This window comes from Pseudomonas sp. A-R-19, assembly GCF_019956575.1.
Taxonomy (GTDB): domain Bacteria; phylum Pseudomonadota; class Gammaproteobacteria; order Pseudomonadales; family Pseudomonadaceae; genus Aquipseudomonas.
In genome coordinates this window covers 15,579-36,634 of the sequence record NZ_JAHBDR010000088.1, presented here as the reverse complement: position 1 = coordinate 36,634, position 21,056 = coordinate 15,579, and the positions used below count along the sequence as shown (strand labels likewise).

Sequence of the window (21,056 nt, the reverse complement as noted above, 5' to 3'; positions counted from 1 at the left end):
CACACCACCCGCCCCACCGTCGCGACACCCTGCAAATACTCCTGCAAAACCGACGTCTTGCCATACCCGGCAGGCGCGCAAAGCAGTTGCAAGCGGCAAAGTTTGCTCTCGAGTACGTCGCACAGATGCGGTCGTGGCACCAACATGGCGGACCTCATGGATGGAAAGTGAACTCCATCATTGGGCCAGTCGGCTGTTCAGGCGCCACCCGCATCAGGTGGGTATCAACGCACAACGCCCTGCAAGCAGGGCGTTGTGCGAAGCGGGACAAGCGGTCAGCGAATGCCGTCGTTGCGCAGCGCCGCCGGGGTGAAGTCAGTCATTTTCGCGGTCATGCCGTAGGTGGTGGCATGCCTGGACTGGTTGGTCATCGCCAACACGTTGTAGCGCCCGGCGATCAGGTCGTAGATGCCGAGCATGGCGAAGTTCGACGCACCACGCTCGTAATCGTTGACCGCATAACCTTCCGCGACACGCCATAGCTGGCCACGACCGTCGTAGTGATCGACTTCGGCCAGTTGCCAGGTGTCTTCGTCGAAGTACATGTCACGCTTGGCGTACACGTGGCGCTGCCCCGGCTTCAGCGTGGCCTGCACGTGCCAGACGCGGTGCAGCTCATAACGCGTCAGGTCCTGGTTGATGTGCCCCGGCTTGATGATGTCGTCGTATTTCACCTTCGGCGATTGCAACTTGTAGTTGTTGTACGGGATGTACAGTTCCTGTTTGCCCACCAGCTTCCAGTCATAACGATCCGGCGCGCCGTTCATCATGTCGGTGTTGTCGGCGGTGCGCATGCCGTCGGAGCCGTTGCCCGGCCCGTCATACGCCACTTGCGGAGCACGGCGCACCCGGCGCTGACCGGCGTTGTAGACCCACGCCAGGCGCGGTTCCTTGACCTGGTCGATGGTCTCGTGGATCAGGATCACGCTGCCGGCCATGCGTGACGGCGCGGTGATTTCCTGTTTGTAGTAGTACAGGACGTTGTCGGCCTGCCCGGCATCGACGCCTTCCATCAATTGCGGGAAGGCCAGTTTGTCCTCGTACTCGACGATGGAATAAGACCCGTTGGTTTGCGGAGCGGCCTGGGCCGCTATGCGTTCCATGTTGCCGCCGCGATAGCGGTTGGTGTGGTTCCAGTACACCTCCACACCGTTCTTTGGAATCGGGAACGGGTAATAGCGGGTCTGGGTGAAGTTTTCCAGGCCGTTGCCATCGGGGGTCAGTTCGGTGGTCACCGCACTCTTTTTGGCAATGTCATAGATGTTCTGCGGCGAGGCTGCGGTGCGCTGGGTCTTGAACACCGGGATCTTGTAGCTGTCCGGGTAGCGCTTGAACATCGCCAGCTGGCCGGGGGTCAGCTTGTCCTTGTACTGGTCGACGTTGGTTGCCGTGATCACGTACTGCGGTTTTTCACCGGCGAACGGATCGCCGAGAAAACCATTGTCGAGTGCCGCCGCACCGGGTTTGAGGCCACCGGTCCAGGCAGGAATGCTGCCGTTGGCATTGCCCTCTTTCTGCGCGCCCAGTGGCGTCAGAGTGGTACCCAGTTGCGCGGCTTCCTGCGGGGTAACAGCGGCCATTACACCGCTGGCCAGCAATGACAGACTCAGTGCGCCAGCGCGCAGCATTAAACGTGCGTTCATGTTCAGGTTCCTCTGGCAGGGTTGCATCAGAAATTCACGCCGAAGCTCAGCGCGGCATAGTCGCGGTCGACGTTGGTATTGAAATCGCCACCGAAGTAGTTGGTGTAACTGAGGCTGGCGGTGTAGGTGTTCTGGTAGTCGGCATCGACACCGACGCTGACCGCCTTGGAGCCTTCATCGAAGTTCGGGCCGTAGCCCTGGACGTCATGGGACCAGGCGATGTTCGGCGACAGGTTGATGCCGGCGATCACGTTCGGGTAATCGAGCTTGCCGCGCAGGCGATAGCCCCAGCTGCTGCTGGTGTAGAAACCATCGTTGTTGCATTCCTGCGCCGGGTTGCTGGCGTTGGGCAGGCCCGCTGCGGTGCCACGGCAAGTGGCGGCACCCACAGCACCCGGCAGTTCACCGGAACCGAAGGCCGGGCTGCGACCGAAGCGCAAGTCCGTGCCGTCCGCCTTGCCCAGGCCGTTGATCTTGTTGTAACCCACCTCGCCCACCAGGGTCAGGCGACTGGCGCCGAAGACCTGATCGAAGAACTGCGTGGCGGTCACCTGTGCCTGGGTCACCGGCATGCGCTTGTAGCCATTGACCTCGCCACCCAGGGTACGTCCGGCGAAACCGGTGGTGATCAGCGGCGACGTCGCACCGAAGGTTGCCGAAGACAGCAGGTCAGCGGTGTTCAGTTGCAGCGGCATGTTCGGCCGGTAGCTGACTTCGCCACCGAGCGAGACGCCGGCGACGTTGGTCTGGAAGCTCAAGCCATACAGGCGGATGTCTTCCGGGTAATCGATGAAGTAGCGGGCACTGCGCGCCGAAGCGACGCCACCGGCCGGGTTGCTCATCTGGTTGATACTGAGGAACGGGCTGCGACTGTGGTAGTTCATCGCGTAGGCACCGAACTCGGTGTCATTGGCCTCTGGCACGTACCAGCGCAAGGCCAGGCCGTACTGACCGCTGTCGCGTGCATCGTTGTCTTTGAGGCGCGGAATGAAGGCGTCATCGGTGCCCGCGGCAATGGCTGCCAAGCCACCGGTGTTCTTCGCCACGCCCGGCGGCAGGTCGAGACCGGCGATCACCAGGCGGTCGTCGCAGCCTTGGGGTACGCCGTCGCTGCCGAAGAACGTGCCGCAGTTGTCCACCACCGACTTGTCCCATTGCAGCTGATAAAACGCTTCGGCGGTGATGTTGTCGGCCAAGCCCTGGGACACGTAGAGCAGGTTGACCGGAATCAGGCCCTCCTTCACTTCCGCGCCCGGGCGGCGCAGTGCCGCGACGTCGATCGGGTTGATGCTGTTGATCGAGTTGCCGATGAAGGTACTCTCGCCCCAGCTCACCACTTGCTTGCCCAGGCGCACGTTGCCGACCTGATCGCCGATCGTGTAGTTGTGGTAGACGAAGCTGTCGAGGAACATCGCGCCGGACGACTTGGCCGCACGGTCGCGTCCTGAGTCGTTGATGTCATAGAACGGACGGCTCTCGTCCATCAGCTCGAAGTCGTACCAGTACTTGCCGCGCACGAAGGCGCCGCTGTCGCCGTACTTCAGCTCCAGGTCATGCACGCCCTTGAAGATCTTCGAGAAGGTCTCACCCTTCTTGAAGTTCAGGCGATTGTCATCGGTGGTCCGGGACGAGGACTTGCCGCCGGTGACACCCTGGGAGTTGAAGTTGGAGATGAATTGCTTGTCTGGATCAGCCGTCGACCAGCTCGCACCGATCGACAGCGACGAATCGAAATTGCCCTGGATTTCCCCGATGTTGAAATCAACAGCGTGAGCCTGATTGCTCGCGCAAGCGGCAACCATCACAGCGACGGCCAGCAGACTCGGCTGGAAGACTCCGCGCATTGTTTTTGTTGTCATGCGGTTTCTCCGGTTAAGGATTAAGTGTTGGAGAGCCCATGCTAGTGGGGCTGTGGTCCGCTCCTCACACCCGAACGGGTGATTTGAAACGGTGTTGTTCGCCGGGTTGGGTCCGACGTAACAGCCCGGTGAGCGCAGTGCTCGCCGGGCGTTACGCTCGGTGACATTCACCCGCCGGTTTTTCCGTACAGCGTCACCACGCAGGCACCCCCCAGGCCGAGGTTGTGCGCCATGGCCAGGCGTGCACCGTCGACCTGGCGCTGCTCGGCATTGCCGCGCAATTGCTGGGTCAGCTCGTAGCACTGCGCCAGGCCGGTGGCGCCCAAGGGATGGCCCTTGGAAAGCAGGCCGCCGGACGGGTTGATCACGGTCTGTCCGCCGTAGGTGTTGTCGCCGTCCATGACGAACTTCTCGGCGCCGCCCTCGGGGCAGAAACCCAGCGACTCGTAGCAGATCACTTCGTTCTGGGCGAAGCAGTCATGCAGCTCGCAGACATCGATGTCTTGCGGGCCGACGCCGGCCTTCTCGTAGACCTGGCCCACGGCGGCGTGGGTCATGTGGGTGCCGACCCAATCGAGCATCGAGGGTTTTTCGAAATTGAAGGATTCGGGGGTGTCGGTGGTCATCGCCTGGGCGACGATTTCCACGTCGCGGCGCAGGCCATGCTTCTTGGCAAAACGCTCGGACACCAGGATCGCCGCCGCGCCACCGCAGGTTGGCGGGCAGGCCATCAGGCGGGTCATCACGCCTGGCAGAATCACCGGGTCGTTCATCACGTCTTCGACGCTGAGCACCTTGCGAAACAAGGCGAGCGGGTTGTTGGCGGCATGCCGGCTGGCCTTGGCGCGCACAGCGGCGAAGGTCTCCATGCGGGTGCCGTATTTGTCCATGTACTCGCGCCCGGCACCGCCGAAGGTGCGGATCGCCTGGGGCATGCCTTCCATGTCGGCAGTCAGGCCGCGCAGGATCGGCAGGAAACGCTCACGGGTTGGCGGGCGGTCGTCCCAGTGAGACTTCAACGCGCCGGCCTGCATCTGCTCGAAGCCCACCGCCAACACGCAATCGGCCGAACCGGATTCGATGGCCTTGCGCGCCAGGTACAGCGCCGTGGAACCGGTGGCACAGTTGTTGTTGACGTTGACCACCGGAATCCCGGTCATGCCCACTTCGTACAGCACGGTCTGCCCGCAGGTGGAGTCGCCGTAGACGTAACCGGCGTACGCCTCCTGCACCAGGTTGTAGTCGATGCCGGCATCGGCCAGGGCGCGACGCACCGCTTCGGCCCCCATCTGCACATAGCTCGGGCTGTCGCTGGGCTTGCGGAAAGGGATCATGCCGACGCCGGCAACCAGTACTTTTTCGCTCATGGTGTCACCTGGAAATGAGGGGGAAGGATCACAACTGGCGCGCGATCAGTTCGCGCAGCACTTCACTGGTGCCACCGAAGATGCGCGTCACGCGCATGTCGACGAAGGCGCGGGCAATCGGGTACTCGAGCATGTAGCCGTAGCCGCCGTGCAGCTGGACCATGTCGTCGATGCATTGCCAAAGCGTCTCGGTGGCGTACAGCTTGGCGATCGCCGATTCCTGCACGGTCAGGCGCCGGCGCATGTGTTCGGCGATGTAGTGGTCGATGGTCAGGCGCACGGCGGTGGCCTTGGCCTTGATGTCGGCGAGCTTGAACTTGGTGTTCTGGAAGTCCCAGACGGTCTGGTTGAAGGCCTTGCGATCCTTGACGTACTCGACGGTCTGCTCCAGCAGGCGTTCGAGTTTGGCGGCGCTGTACAGGGCGATCACCAGGCGCTCTTGCGGCAGCTCTTCCATCAGGTGCATGAAGCCCTTGTTTTCCTCACCGAGCAGGTTGCCGACTGGCACACGCACGTCGTCGAAGAACAGCTCGGCGGTGTCGGCCGCGTGCTGGCCGACCTTCTCCAGCTTGCGCCCGCGACGGAAGCCTTCGCGATTGCACTCGACCATGATCAGGCTGCAACCCTTGGCGCCCGCGCTCGGGTCGGTCTTGCACACCACCACGACCATGTCGCAGGTCAGGCCGTTGCTGATGAAGGTCTTGCTGCCGTTGATCACCCATTCGTCACCGTCGCGCACGGCGGTGGTGCGGATCGCCTTGAGGTCGGAGCCGGTGCCCGGTTCGGTCATGGCCACCGCCAGCACGGTTTCGCCGGAGCAGATTTTCGGCAGCCATTGCTGCTTCTGCTCCTCGGTGCCCAGGCGCACGATGTACGGCGCGACGATGTCCGAATGCACGCCCAGGCTCCAGCCTGAGACCCCGGAGCGATAGAGCTCTTCGATCAGCACCGCCGAGTGCCCGAAGTCACCGCCGCCACCGCCGTATTCGGTCGGTACGGTGAGGCACAACAGGTTGTGGCGCCCGGCCTTGAGCCAGGTTTCCCGATCGACCTGCCCGGCCTCGTCCCACTGCGCCTGCTTGGGCAGGCATTCACGCTCGAAGAAACGGCGCGCGGTTTCACGCAGCATTTCGTGGTCTTCACGGTAGACGGTACGGTTGATGTGCATCGGAATCTCCAGTGGATTGCCAGGCAGACAAGCGCCTGGTTCGTGAGTCCACTGTATTGATGCGGGTGGGTGGTGAAGCCACCCGGATCGGGTAGCGAAATAGAAGGTTTGAAACACGGCTCCCTGTAGGAGCGAGCTTGCTCGCGATGGACGCAAGGACGACGCGTCAATTCAGGCAGTACGCGTTTTCGTTGACGTCCATCGCGAGCAAGCTCGCTCCTACATACGCAGTTCGCGCTTGAGGACTTTGCCGGCCGCCGACAGCGGCAGTTCATCGCGGAACTCCACGCTCTTGGGGCACTTGTAGCCCGCGATGAATTCGCGGCAATGCAGGCGCAGTTGCTCTTCATCGACCCGGGCACCCGGTTTGCGCACCACCACCGCATGCACCGCCTCGCCCCACTGCGCATGGGGAATACCGATCACCGCGGACATCGCCACGGCCGGGTGCCGCGCGAGGACATTCTCGACTTCCGCCGAGTAAACATTTTCCCCACCACTGACGATCATGTCCTTCAAGCGATCGACGATAAACAGATAGCCCTGCTCGTCCATCCACGCCGCATCGCCGGTGTACAGCCAACCCTCGCGCAACGCCCTGGCGGTTTCCTCGGGTTTGTTCCAGTAGCCCTGCATGATGTTCGCCCCGCGCACGATGATCTCGCCTACCGTGCCGCGCGGAACCTCCTGGCCTTGCGGGTCGACAATCTTCACATTGACGCCCAGGCCGCCACGCCCCACCGAGCGTGAAAGGCCGCTGATGCGCGCCTCTGGCGTGTGGTTGCATGGCAGGTTGCTCGACACCACAGGACAGGCCTCGGTCAGGCCGTAGGAATGTGAAAGCTCGATGTCCGGCAGTTTCGCCAGCACTTGCTCGACCATATCCCCGGCACTCGGTGATGCGCCGTAGGTCAGGCGTTTCAGGCTGCTCAGGTCATAGTTGGCGAAGTCGGGATGAGCCAACAGCGCGAGGATCATGGTCGGCACCAGCAACGTCTCGGTGACCCGTTCGCGCTCGATCATCTGCAACGTCTGCAGCGGATCGAAACTCGACACCAGCACATGACTTTCGCCGGCCAGAAACTGGATCAACGCTCGGGCCATGCCGGCGACATGGAACAGCGGCGCGACATGCATCAGCAGGCCGTCGCGGATCGGCGGCATGTCCACCATGCGTGGCATGCACGCCGACCACAGGTTCAGGTGCGACTGCATCACCCCCTTGGGAAACCCGGTGGTGCCGCCGGTGTACATGATGCAGGCGAGGTCTTCACCGCCGCGCCCGGCGTCCTCGACCGGCGCGGATTCGGCAATCAGTTGCTCGAAACCCAGCATGCCGGCCGGCACGTCACCGTCCCCCGCGTAAATCAACAGCGGCGCACGACGCGCCCTGGCGCAAATGCCTTCGGCCAGCGCAGTGAAGTGTTCGTCGACGATGAGGATGCCGGTGCTGCAATCGTCCAGCGAATAGACAATCTCCGGCACACTCCAGCGCACATTCACCGGGTTGAGCACCCCGCCGCCCCACCACACGCCCATGATGTATTCCAGGTAGCGGTCGGAATTGAGCGCGAGCATGCCCACCCGGTCACCGGCCGCCATGCCCAGTGTCTGCAAGGCCCCCGCCAGGCGCGCGACGCGCTCGCCAAATTCGCGATAGGTCTGACGGCGGTCACCGAAGATAGTGGCGAGGTGTTCCGGGTCCTGTTGCAGGGTGCGTTGCAGGCATTGGGTCATGTACATGCTGTCAGCTCACGCCCCGGTCTTTACCGGCCCAGAACGGTTCGCGCAGATCGCGCTTGAGCACCTTGCCCGCGCCGGACAGCGGCAACGCCGTACGGAACTCCACGGATTTCGGGGTCTTGTAGCCGGCAATCTGGCGACGGCAGTGTTCGATGATCTGGGTGCTTGCCACCTCGTTATCCGGCTTGAGCACCACCACCGCGTGCACGGCTTCGCCCCACTGGGCACAGGGAATGCCGATCACCGCACAGGCGGCGACCGCCGGGTGGCTGGCGATAGCGCTTTCCACTTCGCCGGAATACACGTTCTCGCCACCGCTGACGATCATGTCCTTGAAGCGGTCGACGATGTAGATAAAGCCATCCGCGTCCATGTAGGCGCCGTCACCGGTGTGCATCCAGCCGCCGCGCAAGGCCTTGGCGGTTTCTTCGGGATTGTTCCAATAGCCGAGCATGATGTTCGGGCCACGCACCACCACTTCGCCGACAGTACCGCATGGCACTTCGTTGTCATTTTCGTCGACGATGCGCACCGTGACGCCCAGCCCCGGCCGCCCGGCCGAGCGCAGGCGACCATTGGCAATGCCCTCGGCGCTGTGGTTCTCCGGACCGTTGGCGGAAATCGGCGGCGCCGCTTCCGTCATGCCGTAGCCCTGGGTGAACTCGACGTTCGGCAAGGCTTTCAGGGCCAGTTCGAGCAAGGGCACGGCAATCGGCGAGGCGCCATAAGTCAGGCTTTGCAGGGAACTCAGGTCATGCTTGGCGAAATCGGGGTGCATGATCAGCGCTTGCAGCATGGTCGGCACGATCAGTATTTCGGTGATGCGCTCGCGCTCGATGGTGCGCATCACGTCCAGCGCATCGAAGGCCGGGACGAAAATGCTCGGCAGACCCAGTAGGGAAATCAGGATCACCCGTGACAGTGCCGCCAGGTGGAACATTGGCGCGATGTGCAGGGTCAGGGCGTCCGTCGGCACTGGCACATCGGCCGCACGGGCCACGGCGGCCGACCACAGGTTCATGTGCGACTGCATCACGCCCTTCGGCCGGCCAGTGGTGCCGCCGGTGTACATGATGCTCGCCAGGTCGTCGCCGCCACGAAAGGCGTCGTCCACGGGCGTGGCGTCACGGATCAGCTGTTCGTACGACAGCATGCCCTGCGGCAATGGCCCGTCACCGATGTGAATCAGCAACGGCCGCACTTTGGCGCTGCTGGCGATGCCCTCGGCCATGGGCAGGAAGGTGTCGTCGATCAGCAGGATGCGCGTGTCGCAGTCGTCCAGCGAATAAACGATTTCCGGCACGCTCCAGCGAATGTTCACCGGGTTGACCACGCCGCCGCCCCACCAGGTCGCGAGGAAATACTCGAGGAAGCGGTCGGAGTTCAGGCCCAGCAGGCCGACGCGGTCGCCGGTGTGCATGCCCAGTTGCTGCAAGGCCCCGGCGAGGCGCGCCACCCGGTCGGCCTGTTCGGCATAGGTGCAGCGGCGGTCGCGAAAGACCGTCGCCAGGGCATGAGGGCTTTGCTGCAGCATGCGATGCAGGCCTTGGGTCAGATACATGAGGTGCTCCTGTGAATTATTGTTGTCAGGTAACGAACGCGACGCTGCGGATCAGGTGCCGGTGTATTTCGGTAGACGTTGCTCGACCTGGGCCATGCGCCCTTCGTTGTGATCCTCGCTGTCGCGCAGCAGGCCCCAATGCAGATGGGCCAGGGTGACGAAGTCCCGGGGGGCCAGGTGGGCGGTCTGCAGGGCCAGGCGCTTGATCGACTGCACCGCCAGCGGGCCGTTGGCGGCAATGCGTTCGGCCAGGGCCAGGGCCGCCGGCAGGACACGGTCCTGGGGCAGGCGCTCGATGATCAAGCCAATCGTCAAGGCCTCCTCGGCGTTGATCGACTCCCCGGTCAGGGCCATTTTCATGGCGTGGGCCGCTGGAATCGCCCGCAGCAAGTACTGCACGCCACCGGCAGCCGGAATGGTCGCGTCGCACACTTCGGGCAGCCCGAACGTGGCGCCGATCGACGCGATGCGCAGATCGCATTGCAGCGCCAGCTCAAGTCCGCCGCCCAGGCAAGCACCATTGATGGCGGCAATCACCGGTTTCCAGATGTCCAGGTCGCTGAGGTCGAACAGCCGGCTGTAGCCGCCCTCCTCGGCTTCGGTCTCGCGGCTTTTGAGGGTACCGGCGACAAAACCGGATGCCGCCAGCAGCGATTCCTTGTGGCTGGCACCGCTGCAGAACGCGCGCTCACCGGCACCGGTCAGGACGATGACCCGCACCTGCTCGTCATCCTGGCAGGCACCCAGGGTCTTGCGCAGGTGCGTCAGGTCGCTGGCGCTCAGCGCATTGTTCGACTGTTGCGCATCGAGCGTGATCAGTGCCACGTGATCGATGATCTTGAACTGAATGGCCATGGGCTAACTCCTGCGCTCCACTGCTGCTCCGCGGTTTTGATGGAGCGCCACGCGGCACTCCTGTTGTTATGCCGTCCAGTAGATCAATCCGTGATTCGCCGACGACCACCCGCATCGGGTGGTGGATGCACAAGTCAGGGTCATGACTGGCGGGCTCTGGGTTACACTCGAGTGGATTCGTGCCCTCTTAAAACAAAAATGATTCGGACAGCCCCATGGACAAACACCGCAAGTCCAATGCATCGGACACTATCGCGAGCCAGGTCTTGAATCCGACACAGTCCCCGATCGTCAGCACCAAACTGATTCCGCCGCGTAGCGCCGGACGCCTGATTTCCCGCGAGCGCCTGCAGGATCAAATGCTCAAGGCCCGCCGCCTGCGTTGCATCGTGCTCAAGGGGCCGGCCGGCTGCGGCAAGACCTCGACCCTGATTGCCTGGCGCCAGGCGCTGTTGCCGTTGGGGTTCGACGTGGCGTGGCTGACGCTGTCGGCGGATGACAACGAACTGACGCGTTTTCTTGACTATCTGCTGGCAAGCCTCGGCCAGATCGACCCGCTGCTCGTGCGTGAAGCCACGCAACTGGAAGGTCGCGGCATCGACAGCGAAGCCGTGGAGCGCACCGTCATCACCCTGGTGCGCAGCATTGCCAGCCGGGGCCGCGAACTGGTGCTGGTCCTCGATGACCTGCACCACCTCACCGACGTGGGCATTCACCAGGCCCTGCAATGGCTGATCGACTACGCCCCGGCCAACCTGCATCTGGCGCTGGTGTCGCGCAGTGCCGTGCCATTGTCCCTGGCGCGGTTGCGCAGCCAGGAGCTGGTGCTGGAGCTGAACCTGCGGGACTTGCGCTTCACCCCGGTTGAGTCTGAACAGTTCCTCAAGGCGCAGTTGGGCGAGATCAACGCCCGCGACGCCAAGCTCATGCACGAGCTGACCGATGGCTGGGTCGCCGGCCTGCAACTGCTCGCCGTCAGCCGCAAAAAGAACCGCCCGCCCGCCGTCACGGACACCACGTCGGTGCAAACAGAGCTACGGGACAATCAGGCCTTCGCCCGGTTCTTTGAAATCGAAGTACTGTCCCACCTGTCGCCAACCGACCTCGACCTGCTGCTGCTCATGGCCGTGTGCAACCGCTTCTGCGCCTCGTTGTGCGCCGCCTTGAGCGGTCACCCGCAAGCGGTCGACGACGCCAATGCGCTGCTGGCGCGGCTGGAGCGGGACAACCTGTTCCTGATCCCGGTCGACAGCGCCGAGCGTGAAACCTGGTATCGCCTGCACCCATTGCTGCGCGAAACCCTGCTCAAGTATTTCGACTCGCGCAGCAAGGCCGAGCAACAAGCGGTGCACGTGCGGGCATGGAACTGGTTCCGCGAGCACAATCACCTGGATGAAGCGGTGCACCATGCAGTCATGGGCGGCGACCCGGCTGCCGCCGCCGACCTGGTGGAACAACACGCCGAAGCGCTGTACGCCCATGGTGACCTGCGCATGTTGATCGAGCTGGTGCGGCTGTTGCCGGTCGAGCAGGTCCAGACCCGGATCAAGCTGCGCATCCTGAAGACGCGGATGCAGCTGTATGCCCGGGATTTCGCGGCCTGCACCGCCAGCCTCGAACAACTGTTCCGCGACGTTCCCGAGAGCGAAGTGCATGACCGCTTCATGATCTCGCTGCTGCGCGCCTCCCTCGCCCTGCAACGCGATGACACCGACGCGGCCATGACGGACCTGCCGCAATTGCTCAACCCGCCGCCGGGCAGCAACAGCGTGGCCATCGGTTCCTGCGCCAACATCCTGTCCTGGCTGTACATGCACCGTGGCGAATACGAAAAGGCCCGGCAGGTACAACTCGACCGCCCGAACCTGCTGATCAATGGCCAGCCGCTGCTGGGGACCACCGCCGGCAGCCTTCAGGGTCGTTGCATGATTGGCTTGAGCCTGGCCCTCGAAGGCCAGATGACCCAGGCGGAACGGGTTTACCGTGACGTGCTGCATGAGGCCAACCAGTGCGGCAAGGCCGGTGCCGACGCGACCTACCTCTCCGCCGCGCTGCTCGGTGAGGTGCTGTACGAGACCAACGATGTCGACGCCGCATTCAAAATGCTCTCGGGCTGGATCGACATCCTCGAACGGATTTCGATTCCCGATTCCGTGCTGCGTGTGCTGCAAGTGCTGTGGAATGTGCAATGGCTGGCGGGCAACCAGCAGGAGGCCCTGGCGTTTGTCGAGCGCCTGGATGAGTACGCGATCAAACTCGGCCTGGAGCGCCTGCAAGCCTACTGCCTGACCTGGCAGGTGCGCTGGCTGCTGATTCTCGGGGAGAGCGCACAAGCCCAGGCCAAGCTGGCGCGCCTGGAAGCCATCGACGCGCGTTACCCGGATGCCGGGCACACGGCGCTCAAGGAAATCCACATCCTGGCCGAGAACGCCCGCGCTCGCTGGCAACTCGCCCAGGGCGACCTGGACGGAGCCTCCATCCGCATCGAACAGTTGATCGAGACGTGTGAAAAACACCGCCGCCAACTTGGGACGGTACGCCTGATGGTGCTCAGTGCGGTGATCGAGACCGAACGGGGCCGCCATGAGCAGGCGCGGGACAAGGTCATGGAAGCCTTGCGCCGGGGCCAACGCTTCGGCCTGGTGCGCAGCCTGCTCGACGCCCATCCGAATGCATTGAAACTGATCGGCGATATCGCCAGCCGTGAAGCCCTGGACCCGGTGCTGGCGTTTTACGTCGAGCGCCTGCAGGCGGCCGAGGCCACGGCCCCGACGGTCTCGAAGGCCAAGCCGGCGACAGCGACCACCAGCAAACCACTGGCGGCCGGAATCGAGCCACTGAGCGAGCGCGAAATCGAAGTCGTGCGCCTGCTGGCCCAGGCCCTGCCCAACAAGAAAATCGCCCGCGCCCTGGGGCTGTCCCCGGAAACCGTGAAATGGCACCTGAGCCATATCTACAGCAAGCTCGGCGTCAGCAGCCGCGATGAAGCGGTGGCGCGGGTGCGGGATCTGGAATCGCAAAGCGATACCGGCCTGTAGAGCACTCTGTAGGAGCGAGCCTGCTCGCGATGGACGTCAACGATAACGCGCCCTCGCAGAATGAACGCGGTGTCCTTGAGTTCATCGCGAGCAAGCTCGCTCCTACAGGACTACGCGCTCTGTTCTTCTGAATTTCCGCCCGCCACCCACCTCGGGTGGCGTTCGCTCGCGGCCCCCCACCTATCGTAACCCTCAAATCACAGGCGCTTGGCCCAATGCCGGCCCGCTATCTTTGAGGAGTCTTGCGTGCACATCGCCCGAACCGTTTTCCGCGACGACCATGAGATGTTCCGCACCACCGTGCGCCGTTTTTTCGAGCGTGAATGCCTGCCGCGCCAGGCGGCCTGGGACAAGGCCGGCCAGGTCGACCGGGAAACCTGGCTCAAGGCCGGTCGCGAAGGTCTGCTCGGCATCACCCTGCCCACCGAGTACGGCGGTGGCGGCGGCGACTTCGGCCACTGTGCGGTGTTCAACGAAGAGTTCGCCCGGGCCGGCGTGAGCGGTGCCTATTTCGGCATGCACTCCGACGTGATCGCTCCATACATCAATCGCTGCGGCAATGAAGAGCAAAAGCAAAAGTGGCTGCCAGGCATCTGCTCGGGTGAAATCATCCTCGCCATCGCCATGACCGAACCCGGCACCGGCAGCGACCTCAAGGCCGTGCGCACCAGCGCTGTGCGCGAGGGTGACGAGTACGTGATCAATGGCAGCAAGACCTTCATCAGCAACGGCCTGACCGCCGACCTGGTGATCGTCGTGTGCAAGACCGACCCGGCCGCTGGCGCCAAGGGCATCAGCCTGATTGCCGTGGAGACCTGCCGCGCCGGTTTCAAGCATGGCCGCAAGCTGGAAAAAGTCGGCCAGCACGCCCAGGACACCGCCGAGCTGTTCTTCGACAACGTCCGCGTGCCGGTCGGCAACCGCCTGGGCGAGGAAGGCCTGGGCTTCACCTACCTGATGGGCGAACTACCGCAAGAGCGTTTTTCCATCGCGGTCTCCGCCGCCGCCAAGCTGGAGCGCCTGCTTGAGCAAACCATCGAGTACGTAAAGGACCGCAAGGCCTTCAACCAGACCGTGTGGGACTTCCAGAACAGCAAATTCAAGCTCGCCGACATCAAGGCCCAGGCCACCGCCCTGCGGGTGATGGTCGACTACTACCTGGGCGAACACATGCGTCGCCGGCTGACCCTCGAAGAAGCCGCCATCGCCAAGCTGCACACCACCGAAACCGTGTGGAAATGCATCGACGACATGGTCCAGTTGCACGGCGGCTACGGCTACATGATGGAGTACCCGATCGCCCGCGCGTTCGTCGACATGCGCGTCAACCGCATCTACGGCGGCACCAGTGAAGTCATGCGCGAAATGATCGCGCGCAAGCTCTGAATCTCTCAAACAACAAGGAAAACAACGATGAGCAATAAAGTGTTCGTTGCTGGCGTCGGCATGATCCAGTTCAAGAAACCGGGGACCAACGAGCCCTACGACATCATGGGTGAGCAGGCGATTCGCCTGGCCCTGGCCGATTGCGGCCTGGACTTCAGTGACATCCAGCAGGCCTACGCCGGTTACGTCTACGGCGACTCCACCTGCGGCCAGAAAGCCCTGTACCGCGTCGGCATGACCGGCATCCCACTGGTCAACGTCAACAACAACTGCGCCACCGGTTCCAGCGCGCTGTTCCTGGCTCGTCAGGCCGTGGCCAGCGGTGCGGTGGACTGCGCCCTGGCATTCGGCTTCGAACAAATGAATCCGGGTGCGCTGAAATCCGCCTGGACCGACCGCGCCCCGGCCACCGAACGCGCCCTCAAGCTGACCAACGAACTGGTGGGCATGCCCGACCTGCCGACCGCCATCCGCCAGTTCGCCGGCGCCGGCTACGCGCACATGCAGAAGTACGGCACCCGCCTGGAAACCTTCGCCAAGATCCGCGCCAAGGCCAGCCGTCACGCGGCCAACAACCCGCTGGCGGTGTTCCGCAACGTGGTCAGCACCGAAGAAGTGCTGGCCGCGCCGATGCTCTGGGAAGGCGTGTTGACGCGCCTGATGGCCTGCCCGCCGACCTGCGGCGCCGCCGCGAGCATCGTGGTGTCCGAGGCCTTCGCGAAAAAGCATGGCCTGCGCACCGACGTGCTGATGGCCGGCCAGGCCCTGACCACCGACCTGCCGAGCACCTACGACGCCAAGGACATGATCCGCGTGGTCGGTTTCGACATGACGCGCATGGCTGCTGATATCGCCTACAACCAGGCCGGCATCGGCCCGGAAGACATCAACGTGATCGAACTGCACGACTGCTTTGCGCAGAACGAACTGCTGACCTACGAAGGCCTCGGCCTGTGTGCCGAAGGCGGCGCCGAGCAACTGGTCAACGACGGCGACAACACCTACGGCGGCCAATGGGTGACCAACCCGTCCGGCGGCCTGCTCTCCAAGGGCCACCCGCTGGGCGCCACCGGCCTTGCGCAGTGCTACGAGCTGACCCACCAGTTGCGCGGCACCGCCGAGCAACGCCAGGTGCAGAACGCGCGCATCGCCGTGCAACACAACCTCGGCCTGGGCGGCGCCTGCGTCGTCACCGTGTACCAGAAAAACTGAAACGGCCAGCGATCCAGGGAGTCATTCAGATGATCGACAAAAAACACATCGGCAAGCAGTTGCCCACCTTCCTCGTCACCGCCGAAGCCGGGCAACTGCGCTTCTTCGCCAAGGCCACCGGGGAAACCAACCCGGTCTACTTCGACGAGCAGGCCGCTCGCGACGCCGGGCATCCAGCCCTGCCGCTGCCGCCGACCTTCCTGTTCTCGCTGGAGTTCCAGATCCCGTCCAACGCCTGGCGCGACGAACTGGGCATCGTCACCGCGCGCATCCTTCACGGTGAAGAGTCGTTCCGTTATCACCGCATGGCCTATGCCGGCGACACCCTGCGTTTCGATGTGCGCATCGCCGACATCTACGACAAAAAAGGCGGCGCGCTGGAATTCGTGGTGCGCGAAACCCGAGTCACCAACCAGCATGGTGAGCACGTCGCGGACCTGCGCAGCGTGCTCGTGCAGCGCAACAGCTGAAGCGGAGAACACTGATGAACGCGATTAGCCTGGAAAAAATCAACATCGGCGACAGCCTGCCACCGCTGGCGATACCGCCGATCAACCGCACCACGCTGGGGCTGTTTGCCGGCGCGTCGGGCGACCACAACGCCATTCACATCGACACCGATTACGCACGCAAGGCCGGCATGCCCGACGTGTTCGCCCACGGCATGTTGTCGATGGCCTACCTCGGTCGCTTGCTGACCCAGTGGGTCGATCAGCGCCAGTTGCGCGAGTTCGGCGTGCGCTTTCTCGGCATTACCCACCTGGGCCACCAGATCACCTGCACCGGCACCGTCGTTGAGCGCTTCGAAATCGAAGGCGAGCAACGGATCAAGGTCGAAGTGCGCACCACCAACCAATACGGCGAGACCAAGATCGTTGGTGACGCCGTGATCGCTCTGTAAACAAACCCAAGAATTGAGGAGCAACACCCCATGGCAAAACTCGAAGGCAAAGTCGCACTGGTCACCGGTTCCGGTCGTGGCATCGGTCAGCAAATCGCCCTGAAACTGGCGAGCGAAGGCGCGCGCATCGTGATCAACGACCTGGACGCCGATCCGGCCCACGAGACCGCTGAGTTGATCCGCAAGATGGGTGGCGAAGCCGCCGTGTGCCACGGCAACGTCAGCGCCCCGGACTTCGGTGACCGCTACGTGAAGACCGCGATGGACAACTTCGGCAGCATCGACATCATCGTCAACAACGCCGGCTACACCTGGGACGACGTGATCCAGAAGATGAGCGACGAGCAGTGGTACGCCATTCTCGACTGCCACATGACCGCGCCATTCCGCATCCTGCGTGCGGCCTACCCGATCATCAAGGCCCAGGCCCTGGCGGACGCGGCAGCCGAGCGTGAAGTGTTCCGCAAAGTGGTGAACATCTCGTCGGTTTCGGCTCTCAACGGCAACGCCGGGCAGATGAACTATTCCTCGGCCAAGGCCGGTGTGATCGGCATGACCCGCGCGCTGGCCCGCGAATGGGGCCGCTTCAAGGTCAACGTCAACGCCGTGGCCTTCGGTTTCATCGAAACCCGCATGACCAAGGCTGATGCCCACGCCGGCGCCACCGTGAACATCGAAGGCCGTGACATCCGCGTCGGCATCAGCCCGGAAGCGGCCAAATCGTTCGCCCAGCGCAACCCGCTGGGCCGTCCGGGCACCGTGCAGGAAGCGGCCGACGCCGTGTACCTGTTCTGCTCGCCGGAGTCGAACTACATCACGGCGCAGACCATCGCGGTGGCGGGCAATCTGCAATAACCGATAAGCACCAATCCTTGTGGCGAGGGGGCTTGCCCCCGTTGGGCTGCGCAGCGGCCCCCCAAACCCGGCAATCGCATTTTTTCTGACGCATCTCATTGTCCGGTTCTGCGGGTGCTTCGCACCCGAACGGGGGCAAGCCCCCTCGCCACAAAAGCTCTTTCGCCACAACTCTGATTGAGTTTGATGACCGCAGGATCACACCATGAACATGACTGAAAGCACCATCCGCCTGGCAGCCATCAAACTGATCTCGCGTAACGGCTACGGGTCGATGAGCCTGCGTCAGCTGGCTGCCGAATCGGGGATCAACTCCTCGACGCTGTACCTCTATTACCAGGGCAAAGGTGAGTTGCTGCTGGAGCTGATCCTCGAATACTTCGAGACAATGTCCCAGGAGTGGGCTCGATGCCGCCCTGCCTTAGCGCGTGCCGATGGCAAACTCCGCGCTTTCGTGGCCTGCCATGTGCGCTATCACCTGGAACATCAGGACCAGGCAGTACTCGGCAACCTGGAATACCGGAGCCTGGACGAAGAGTCCCTGGCCCTGGTGCGCCAGGCCCGCCGGGTGTACCTCAAAGACCTGCAAGACCTACTCGAACAAGGCATTCGGGAAGGTTCGCTGAGCTGCGCCGAACCGAAATTGATGGCCCGAACCCTGTTCAACATGCTCACCCACGCCTGTGTCTGGTATCAGGCCGATGGCCGCTGGAGCATCGACGACGTCATCCGCCATTACTCGGAACTGGTGCTGAAAATGCTCGGCGCCATGCCCATCGCATCACCTCGCACACCCGTGCGCCGTGCGGCCATTACCCGCCGCGCCGCGCCACTGGAGGCCGTTTCATGAGCGACCTCATGCAACCCTTTTCCATGGCCGGTAAAACCGTGCTGGTGGCCGATGCCACCACGCAACTCGGTGCCCATTTCGCCCGGCTGATCAGCCTCGCAGGCGCCCGGGTGGCCCTCGGCGCGCAATGTCCTGCGCAGCTTGAGCAGTTACAAGCCGACCTGCGCTGGGATGGCGGCGAAGTGCTGATCGTCAGCCTCGACAGCACCCGCCGTCCCAGCATCGAGGCGGCACTCGATGCCGTCGAGGAGCGCTTCGGCAGCGTCGATGTGCTGATCAACAACAGCGCCGAGCGCGAACATTTGGCGCGCAACAACCACCTGGTCCATTGCACCAGCCGGCACATGATCAAGGCCGAGCGTGGCGGCAGCATCGTCAACATCGACCCGCCACCGCGCCCGATCAGCGAGCCCAACCCGTGTTTGCGCGCCAACAGCAGCCTGATCCGCATGAGCCGGGCCATGGCCCAGTCGCTGACGCCGCACCGGATTCGGGTCAACGTGATTGCCGCCGGACGCGGCAAGGACGCAGGGCTGCAAGAGCTCAACGGCCCCTTGTTGTTGCTGGCCAGCGGCGCCGGTGCCAGCGTCACCGGCGCGGTGCTGCACGTCGACAACCGCAATATCTGAACAGACGTAGGAGGCGGCTTGCTCGCGATGGCGGCCTTGAATTGTGCAGCGATCTTTCGGGCCTCATCGCTGGCAAGCCAACTCCTACAAGGGATGTGTGCCACCTGATTTGGGTGGCGTGTCGTCGCGGGCAACCCTTGAACATCGGGATCGGTCGCCCTGCGCGACGCCCGTCAACAAGGAGCCAGTCAGATGACTCGCATAAAAAAGTGGCTGCCGAAACTCGCCTTCATGGCGACAACGGTCATGGCAATCGCGGCGAATGCCGCTGACAAACCCAACATCCTGGTGATCTTCGGCGATGACATCGGCCAGACCAACATCAGCGCCTATTCCATGGGCGTGGTCGGCTACAAGACCCCGAACATCGACCGCATCGCCCACGAAGGCATGCTGTTCACCGACTACTACGCGGAAAACAGCTGCACCGCCGGGCGCTCGTCGTTCATCACCGGCCAGTCACCGCTGCGCACCGGCCTGACTAAAGTCGGCGTGCCGGGTGCACCCATCGGCATTCAGAAGCGCGACATCACCCTCGCCCAGGCCCTCAAGTCCCAGGGCTACGCCACCGGCCAGTTCGGCAAGAACCACCTCGGTGATCGCGACGAATACCTGCCGACCAACCACGGTTTCGACGAGTTCTTCGGCAACCTGTATCACCTCAACGCCGAAGAAGAACCCGAGCGCCCGTACTGGCCCAAGGATGACCCGGACTTCGTCAAATCCCGCACCCCACGGGGCGTGATCCACAGCTACGCCGACGGCAAGATCGAAGACACCGGCGCGCTGACCACCAAGCGCATGGAAACCATCGACGACGAAACCACGGCGGCCGCGCAAGCGTTCATCGAGAAACAGGCCAAGTCGGACAAGCCGTTCTTCGTCTGGATGAACACCACGCGCATGCACGTCTTCACCCACGTGCGCGAATCGATGAAGGGCCAGAGCGGCATGCCCGGCAACGAGTACGCCGACGGCATGCTCGAACACGACGGCGACGTCGGCAAACTGCTGCAGACCCTCGACGACCTGAAGATCGCCGACAACACCATCGTCGTCTACACCACCGACAACGGCCCGAACCAGTTCTCCTGGCCGGACGCGGCGACCACGCCGTTCCGTAACGAGAAAAACTCCAACTGGGAAGGCGCGTACCGGGTGCCGGCAATCGTGCGCTGGCCGGGCAAGATCAAGGCCGGTGAAGTGTCCAACGAGATATTCTCGGGCATGGACTGGTTCCCTACCCTGCTCGCCGCGGCGGGCGATACCGAGGTGAAGGACAAACTGCTCAAGGGTTGGGCACCCACCTCGGGCGGCACCAGCTTCAAGGTGCACCTGGACGGCTACAACCAGTTGCCATACCTGACCGGCCAAGCACCCAAGGGTGAGCGCCGCGAGTTCTACTACTTCAACGACGACGGCGTGCTGGTCTCCATGCGCTTCGACAACTGGAAAGTGGTGTTCGCCGAACAGCGCGAACCCGGCGGCTTTGCAGTGTGGAGCAGCCCCTTCGTGCCGCTGCGCGTGCCCAAGCTGTTCAACCTGCGCATGGACCCCTATGAGCGGGCTGACCTGGTCTCGGATCAGTACAACGACTGGCTCGTGAAAAACTCCTACCTGCTGGCCGCCGGCGTGGCCAAGGCTGCGCGCTTCCTGCAAACCTTCATCGAATACCCGCCGAGCCAGAAACCCGCGAGCTTCAGCATTGACCAGATCCGCGCTGCGGTAGACGCGAAAATCGAAGAGAAGATGAAAAGCCAGGCCAAACCGTAAACCGCACTTCACTCAAAAAGTCCTGGAGGACAAACACCGTACCTGTGGCGAGGGAGCTTGCTCCCGCTGGACTGCGCAGCTGGCCCACTTTTTTGGGGCCGCTTCGCGCCCCAGCGGGAGCAAGCTCCCTCGCCACAATCGGTGCTTTGTCGTCGAGGTGTGAAATTAAGCTTGGGCTAAGGTTGCCTGTTTAATCTTCGACACTTTCGGTTAGTC

The 21,056-nt window shown here is 63.2% G+C and carries 16 protein-coding genes; 9 read left to right on the top strand and 7 right to left on the bottom strand.

Translation table 11 applies throughout. The features are described 5' to 3' along the window. Window positions 1-275: 275 nt before the first annotated feature. From KGA88_RS25070 to KGA88_RS25040, 7 genes are all read right to left on the bottom strand, one after another. A complete protein-coding gene (locus tag KGA88_RS25070; RefSeq protein WP_223594929.1) occupies window positions 276-1,643 on the bottom strand; it encodes a DUF1329 domain-containing protein in 1,368 nt (455 codons plus the stop codon). A 26-nt stretch (window positions 1,644-1,669) separates the two neighbouring features. Further along, entirely contained in the window at window positions 1,670-3,502 is a 1,833-nt protein-coding gene (locus KGA88_RS25065) for a DUF1302 domain-containing protein (protein ID WP_223594927.1), read from the bottom strand. A gap of 167 nt (window positions 3,503-3,669) precedes the next feature. Further along, window positions 3,670-4,869: a lipid-transfer protein gene (locus tag KGA88_RS25060; protein ID WP_223594918.1), complete on the bottom strand. Its 1,200-nt coding sequence runs from the start codon at window positions 4,867-4,869 to the stop codon at window positions 3,670-3,672. Window positions 4,870-4,897: 28 nt separating this feature from the next. Beyond that, complete coding sequence (locus KGA88_RS25055) at window positions 4,898-6,037, bottom strand: acyl-CoA dehydrogenase family protein (RefSeq protein WP_150718276.1); 1,140 nt, start codon at window positions 6,035-6,037, stop codon at window positions 4,898-4,900. Window positions 6,038-6,256: 219 nt separating this feature from the next. After that, window positions 6,257-7,780, bottom strand: a complete 1,524-nt coding sequence (locus tag KGA88_RS25050) for an acyl-CoA synthetase (protein WP_223594916.1) — start codon at window positions 7,778-7,780, stop codon at window positions 6,257-6,259. A gap of 4 nt (window positions 7,781-7,784) precedes the next feature. Then, on the bottom strand, window positions 7,785-9,341 hold the full coding sequence (locus KGA88_RS25045) for an acyl-CoA synthetase (protein WP_223594914.1): 1,557 nt from the start codon (window positions 9,339-9,341) through the stop codon (window positions 7,785-7,787). Between the two features lie 51 nt (window positions 9,342-9,392). After that, entirely contained in the window at window positions 9,393-10,196 is an 804-nt protein-coding gene (locus KGA88_RS25040; RefSeq protein WP_223594912.1) for an enoyl-CoA hydratase/isomerase family protein, read from the bottom strand. A gap of 215 nt (window positions 10,197-10,411) precedes the next feature. Between KGA88_RS25040 and KGA88_RS25035 the strand changes: the two genes are divergently transcribed. The 9 genes from KGA88_RS25035 (at window position 10,412) to KGA88_RS24995 (ending at window position 20,840) form a co-directional block, all read left to right on the top strand. Further along, entirely contained in the window at window positions 10,412-13,234 is a 2,823-nt protein-coding gene (locus KGA88_RS25035; RefSeq protein ID WP_223594910.1) for a LuxR C-terminal-related transcriptional regulator, read from the top strand. 285 nt (window positions 13,235-13,519) lie between these two features. Continuing rightward, on the top strand, window positions 13,520-14,620 hold the full coding sequence (locus KGA88_RS25030; protein WP_223594931.1) for an acyl-CoA dehydrogenase family protein: 1,101 nt from the start codon (window positions 13,520-13,522) through the stop codon (window positions 14,618-14,620). Between the two features lie 27 nt (window positions 14,621-14,647). Next, on the top strand, window positions 14,648-15,832 hold the full coding sequence (locus KGA88_RS25025) for a lipid-transfer protein (RefSeq protein ID WP_223594908.1): 1,185 nt from the start codon (window positions 14,648-14,650) through the stop codon (window positions 15,830-15,832). 29 nt (window positions 15,833-15,861) lie between these two features. Continuing rightward, a complete protein-coding gene (locus KGA88_RS25020; protein WP_110662918.1) occupies window positions 15,862-16,302 on the top strand; it encodes a MaoC family dehydratase N-terminal domain-containing protein in 441 nt (146 codons plus the stop codon). A gap of 14 nt (window positions 16,303-16,316) precedes the next feature. After that, window positions 16,317-16,733, top strand: a complete 417-nt coding sequence (locus tag KGA88_RS25015; RefSeq protein ID WP_223594906.1) for a MaoC family dehydratase — start codon at window positions 16,317-16,319, stop codon at window positions 16,731-16,733. Between the two features lie 30 nt (window positions 16,734-16,763). After that, the gene (locus KGA88_RS25010) at window positions 16,764-17,588 is read left to right on the top strand and encodes an SDR family NAD(P)-dependent oxidoreductase (protein ID WP_110662922.1); all 825 of its coding nucleotides are present in this window, start codon (window positions 16,764-16,766) and stop codon (window positions 17,586-17,588) included. Between the two features lie 205 nt (window positions 17,589-17,793). Further along, complete coding sequence (locus KGA88_RS25005) at window positions 17,794-18,438, top strand: TetR/AcrR family transcriptional regulator (RefSeq protein WP_110662968.1); 645 nt, start codon at window positions 17,794-17,796, stop codon at window positions 18,436-18,438. Next, entirely contained in the window at window positions 18,435-19,067 is a 633-nt protein-coding gene (locus tag KGA88_RS25000) for an SDR family NAD(P)-dependent oxidoreductase (protein ID WP_110662970.1), read from the top strand. Before KGA88_RS25005 ends, KGA88_RS25000 begins: the two co-directional genes overlap by 4 nt. 192 nt (window positions 19,068-19,259) lie before the next feature. Continuing rightward, window positions 19,260-20,840: an arylsulfatase gene (locus KGA88_RS24995; RefSeq protein ID WP_223594904.1), complete on the top strand. Its 1,581-nt coding sequence runs from the start codon at window positions 19,260-19,262 to the stop codon at window positions 20,838-20,840. The last annotated feature ends 216 nt before the right edge of the window (window positions 20,841-21,056 follow it).